The organism is Kitasatospora sp. NPDC057542 (assembly GCF_042801945.1).
Classification (GTDB): domain Bacteria; phylum Actinomycetota; class Actinomycetes; order Streptomycetales; family Streptomycetaceae; genus Kitasatospora.
The window spans coordinates 1-4,089 of sequence record NZ_JBHVFE010000635.1 but is presented as its reverse complement, the minus strand read 5'-3'; the positions used below and the strand labels follow the sequence as shown (position 1 = coordinate 4,089).

The following is a 4,089-nucleotide window of genomic DNA, read 5'->3' as shown; positions in this document are numbered from 1 at the left end:
GCCCGGTCCGCTCGTCGACGTCGAGCGGACCGGGCCTATCCTCGTCCGCGTGCCCCTCATCAGCCTGCACGACCGCGCCGCGCTCGCCGCCCGTTTCCGCACCGATCCGGCGCTGCACCTCTTCGAGCTCGGCGACCTGGACGACACCCTCTGGCCGAACACCACCTGGTACACGGCCTCTCCCGATTCCGGCCACGGGCCGGTCGCGCTGCTCTACAGCGGCGGGGACACCCCCGTCCTGCTCGCCTTCGCCCGGTCCGCCGACGTGCCTGCGCTGAAGTCCCTGCTGCACGACCTCCGGCCCTTCCTCCCGCGCCGCTTCACGGCCGGGCTGCCGGACGGCGCCGAGCGGGCCCTCGCCCCCGACTACGCGGTCGAGCGCCGGACGCCGCTGCTGCGGATGCTCCTCACCGACGGGCTTCCGACCGAGGTCGCGCACGAGACGCAGCCGTTGACCCTCGACGACGTCGACGCCGTCCGCGCCCTGCTCACCGAGTCCTACCCCGACTCCTGGTTCGACCCCCGGATGCTCGCCGACGGCGGCTACGTCGGCGTCCGCGAGGACGGCCGCCTGGTGTCCGTCGCGGGAGTGCACGTGCACTCCCCCGCGCAGCGGGTCGCCGTACTCGGCAACGTCACCACCCACCCCGACGCCCGCGGCCGCGGGCTCGCCCGGGCCTGCGTCACCGCGCTGTGCCACCACCTGGCCGCGACCACCGACCACCTGGGCCTGAACGTCCGTACGGACAACGCCCCGGCGATCCGGCTGTACGAGCGGCTCGGCTTCACCACCGTCGCCACGTACAACGAGCTGGTGCTCGGCGCCGCGTCCTAGACGTCCACCGGACCGTCCGCTCGACGGTGCCCCGCCAGGTTCACCGGTAGCCCTCCGGGAGCGGGCCGCCGACCAGGTCGAGCACCTGCCGGGCCGCCTCTGCCCGGGCGGGGGCGGCGCCGCCTCTGCCCGGGCGATCTCAGCCCTGCGCCTCGGTCTGCGCCGCCGACGCACCGTGGATCCGCAGGAAGGCGTCCACGCCGGCCGTCGCGATCCGCTCGACTTCCTCGTCCGCCACCGGGAGTGCGCCCCAGAAGGAGCGCTCGGCGATGCCGTGGAAGGTCAGCAGCGTGAACTGCTCGGCGGCCGTCCCGGCGTCCTCGACCGCGAGCAGGCCGCGCCCGGCGAGCGCCGCGAAGTGCTGCTCGAGGTCGCGCTGGGAGGCGATCGGCCCGGCCTCCAGCCAGGCCTCCAGGACGTCCGCCGGGATGTTGGCCACCTCGGCCCGGATCGCCCGGCCGAGCGCCCCGTGCTCGCCGGCGGACAGGACGGCGCGGGCCCGCTCGACGGCGAAGTCGACCAGGTCCTGGCGCAGGTCCACCACCCGGTCGAGGTACTTCGCCATCAACTCCCGGATCCGCTCGGTCAGTTCCGCCGAGTTCTGCAGGGCCACCGACAGGAAGAGGGTCTCCTTGTCGGCGAAGTGGTTGTAGACCGTCCGCTTGGACACCCCGGCCTCGGCCGCGATCGCGTCCATGCTGGCCCGCACGTACCCCTCGCGCCCGAACACCACCGTCGCGGCCTGCGTGATCGCCTTGCGCTTCTCCGGTCGCCCCGCTCCGCCCGTCGCCGCCACGGTCCTCTCCCCTTCCGCCGGCGCATCGACCGACCCTCTCAGAAACTGCCCGGTGTAGTTTATCCGGGTCGCGGCGAACCCGAAGGTGCCGCCGGACGGACGTGCTCTATGCTGCGTACGACTTCTACACCCGTGTAGAAGGAATTGGGAAGCGCCCCCGATCACGGGCAGCCGGGCCTGCGCGGGAACCGGCCGGCCGGAACCGGCGTCCAGAACTGGCAGCGCCACGAACGGACTTTCGGACGGCATGCGGCGCAGGCGCCACCGTGGCGCGCGGAGCACGGGAACACCGGGGTGAGGGCGTGACGGGGCAACGAGGACGGTCGGCCGGCCGGAGGGCGCGCCGACGGGCGGCGGATGGACCCGCCGGACACATACGCCCCCTGCCCGGCGGGCCGGCACTGCCGGTGGCCCTCGCCGTCGGGCTGCCGCTGGCCGGCGCCGCGGTCGACGAACTCTCCGGCCCCGGCATGGGATTGGCCTTCACCGTGGCCGCCGTGCTCGGCACCGGCCTGGCGACGGCGCTGAGCAGCCGCAACGGCTGGTGGTGGGTGCTCGCCGCCTCGCCGCTGGTCGTCCTGGGCGCGACGGCCGTCGTCGAGCTGGCCGCCCACCGCGACCGGTACCAGGGCAAGGGCCTGGCCACCGGCGCCGCGAAGTGGGTGGTGCACGGCTTTCCCGTGATGGCCGAGGCCGCGGCCGCGGCCGTCGTCGTGATCGCGGTCCGGCTGGTCCGGGCGCGGAGGAGGCAGCATGGCTGAGAACCGGACCGACGACCGGGCCGAGGGCGGAGTCCCGACGCCACCGCGCCGCCGCCCCTCCTCCGCGCTCATCGCGGGCCGGGCGCTGGCCTGCAGCGTCGGCCTGGCGGTGTTCGCCGCCAGCGGGGTGGTCTGGTACGAGTACAAGCAGCTCACCGACGGGATGACCACCTCCGGAGTCATCGCCGAGACCAAGAAGGACGCGCCCAAGCACCTCGACAACTCGGTCAACCTGCTGCTGATCGGCCTGGACAGCCGCAAGAACATGGACGGCACGGACCTCCCGCCCGAGTTCGTCCAGGACGAGCTGCACGCCGGCCACAGCTCCGACATCGGCGGCTACAACACCAACTCCCTGATCCTGCTGCACATCCCGGCGAACGGCGGCAAGGTGCAGGCCGTCTCGATACCCCGCGACGACTACGTGATGACCTACGACGCCAGCGGCGCCCAGATGGGCATGGCCAAGATCAAGGAGGCCTACGGCGCGGCCAAGGAAAAAGCCGACGCCGGCCTGCGGGCCAAGGGTCTCAAGGGCGCCGACCTGGAGAAGGCCGGGCGGGACATCGGCCGCGCGGCCACCATCCGCACCGTGCAGAAGTTCCTCGACCAGCCCATCGACCACATCGCCGAGGTCAACCTGATGGGCTTCTACGACATCGCCAAGGCCCTCCAGCCGATCGAGGTCTGCCTCACCCACGACACCAAGGACCCGGCCATGGAGGGCCAGGGCTCCGGGGCCGACTTCCACAAGGGCATCAACAAGCTCAACGCCTCCCAGGCGCTCTCCTTCGTCCGCCAGCGCCACAACCTCGACGGCCCGGACGGCAACACCGGCGACTTCGCCCGCACCCACCGCCAGCAGGCCTTCATCTCCTCGGTGGTGCACAACCTCAAGCAGAAGGGCGTCATCGGCGACCTGGGCAAGATGCAGGAGCTGATGGGCGTGATGCAGAAGGACCTGGTGATCGACAACGAGTGGAACGTACTCGACTTCGCCCAGCAGGCCCCCAACCTCACCGGCGGCAACGTCGAGTTCAACACCCTCACCTTCGACGGGTTCGGCACCAGGAACGGCCAGGATGTCAACCTTGTGACCCCGGCGAAGGTCCAGAAGGTGGTCAAGCAGCTCTTCGGCTACGCCGACGCCGCGGCTCCGGCCGCCCCGACCGACCCGGCCGCCGCCTCCGCAGCGCCGGCCACCCAGGCCCCCGCCGCCCCGCCGGCCGCCACCACGCCCCCGGCCGCCACCAGGCCCGTCACCGTCGACGTCTTCAACGCCTCCTCCGCCGCCGGGGTCACCTCCGCGGCCGAGGCCAAGGCCCTGGCCGGCCTGGGCTTCAAGGAGGGCCGCACCGGCCCGGCGGCCACCCGGCCGAAGACCACCACCGTCACCTACGGCAAGGGGGCCAAGGAAGCCGCCGAGCAGATCGCGGCCCGCTACGGCGTGAGCACCACCGAATCCGCCGCCACCGGCGCCGACCACGTCGTCGTCACCCTCGGCACCACCTTCACCGGCATCGCCACGGAGCAGCCCGCACCCGGCACCGCCCCGGCCGACCCGGCCGCCAACCTGCCCATGCAGGGCCCCGCCGTCGACGCCCAGTCCGACGGCGGTATCCCCTGCGTCTACTGACGCGCACCGCATCGCCCCGGGGAACGACGAGCGGCGCCCCCTGTCCCGGCCGGGACAGGGG

The 4,089-nt window shown here is 73.0% G+C and carries 4 protein-coding genes; 3 read left to right on the top strand and 1 reads right to left on the bottom strand.

Annotated elements, in window-relative coordinates:
- The first annotated feature begins 49 nt into the window (after positions 1-49).
- Entirely contained in the window at positions 50-835 is a 786-nt protein-coding gene (locus tag ACFU7Y_RS41200; RefSeq protein ID WP_380771528.1) for a GNAT family N-acetyltransferase, read from the top strand.
- Between the two features lie 139 nt (positions 836-974).
- Here ACFU7Y_RS41200 and ACFU7Y_RS41195 read toward each other — a convergent pair whose 3' ends face one another.
- Positions 975-1,631, bottom strand: coding sequence for a TetR/AcrR family transcriptional regulator (locus ACFU7Y_RS41195; RefSeq protein WP_224282035.1), 657 nt, complete (start codon positions 1,629-1,631; stop codon positions 975-977).
- 407 nt (positions 1,632-2,038) lie between these two features.
- On the opposite strand from ACFU7Y_RS41195, the gene ACFU7Y_RS41190 reads away from it, so the two are divergent.
- Together ACFU7Y_RS41190 and ACFU7Y_RS41185 are read left to right on the top strand one after the other, a co-directional pair.
- Complete coding sequence (locus tag ACFU7Y_RS41190) at positions 2,039-2,392, top strand: DUF6542 domain-containing protein (protein ID WP_224282034.1); 354 nt, start codon at positions 2,039-2,041, stop codon at positions 2,390-2,392.
- The gene (locus ACFU7Y_RS41185; RefSeq protein ID WP_380771525.1) at positions 2,385-4,028 is read left to right on the top strand and encodes an LCP family protein; all 1,644 of its coding nucleotides are present in this window, start codon (positions 2,385-2,387) and stop codon (positions 4,026-4,028) included. Before ACFU7Y_RS41190 ends, ACFU7Y_RS41185 begins: the two co-directional genes overlap by 8 nt.
- Positions 4,029-4,089 lie beyond the last annotated feature (61 nt).